General features: G+C 33.2%; 1 protein-coding gene and 1 pseudogene. Both read left to right on the top strand.

Going from position 1 to position 1,182, the window contains the following annotated elements:
* Window positions 1-225: pseudogene (locus tag ACIBJB_RS47480) on the top strand (tyrosine decarboxylase); the annotation flags it as partial.
* A 37-nt stretch (window positions 226-262) separates the two neighbouring features.
* Window positions 263-1,182 (top strand): amino acid permease (locus tag ACIBJB_RS47475; protein ID WP_398940392.1); only part of this gene is annotated, 920 nt, incomplete at its 3' end.

Raw genomic sequence — 1,182 nt, 5'->3', positions numbered from 1 at the left:
TCTCACACTGATTTTGCTATACCTGATTATGGTAATAGTCCGTTGAGTTTCGTCGAAAGCTTAGGATTTAATAAAGAGGAATGGGCTAGAGCCGGTAAAGTAACTATATTAAGAGCTGCTGTACTTACTCCTTATATGAATGATAAAGAAAAATTTGAAGAATATGCACCAAAAATAAAAGCAGCAATTCAAGATAAATTAGAAAAAATTTATAAAATAAAATAATCAAACTTAATTATTGCTTTAATGAGGAGTGTACAAAATGAGCAGTCAACACAAAATCGCCTTAAGTACGTTTATAGGTTTAACAATGGCATTATGCGCAACAGTGCGTAGTATACCTACATTAGCAGCTGCAGGATGGACATTACTTGTATATATAATTTTTGCTGTTCTGTTTTTTGCTGCTCCTATTGCATTTATATCTGGAGAACTTTCTACAATGCTTCCTCAAGAAGGTGGTCCTCAACTTTGGGTGAAAACAGCGTTAGGTAATAAATGGGGATTTGTTGTAGCATGGCTTTTGTGGGTTCAAATGTTTCCCGGCATGGTCATGGTCGCCTCAACATTAGGGCCCTTACTCGGTAATACTTTTGGGAATGTTCCTTTAGGAAATAACCACTGGTTTATTTTAGGATGTATTTTGATTATTTATTGGATAATAACATTCTTAAATTTAAAATTTGATATGGCAAAAGTTGGAGGTAATATAGGTGTTTGGTTAGGGGTTTATATCCCTGTTTTAGTAATTTTTATAATGGGAGCATTTGCTTTATCCAAAGTTGGAATTGTATCACATGGTTACTTAGGCTCTTTTTCATGGTCTAAAGTAGTTCCTAATTTACAAAACATGGAAACTTTTAAATATTTAGCTGGCATTATGTTCATATTTGTTGGTATCGAAATGTCTTCTGTTTTTATGCCAAGATTAAAAGATGCTACTAAAAATTATACTAAAGGTGTATTCATCTCCCTTATAGGGTTAGTTTTACTAAACTTAGTTAACGCCGCTCTTGTAGCCAATGTTGTACCTAATGGCAAAATGGAATTATCAAACATTACACAACCAATATTAATATATTGCCATATTTTAGGGTTACCTACAATAATAGCTAATATATTTAGCTTTATGGTGTTCATAGGTGTATTACTACAATTATCAGCTTGGGTTACCGGCCCATC

The organism is Streptomyces sp. NPDC050759, assembly GCF_044456945.1.
In the GTDB taxonomy this organism is placed as follows: Bacteria; Actinomycetota; Actinomycetes; order Streptomycetales; family Streptomycetaceae; genus Streptomyces.
Note: the sequence above shows the minus strand (reverse complement) of the source record. Positions and strands in the feature narration are given on the sequence as shown.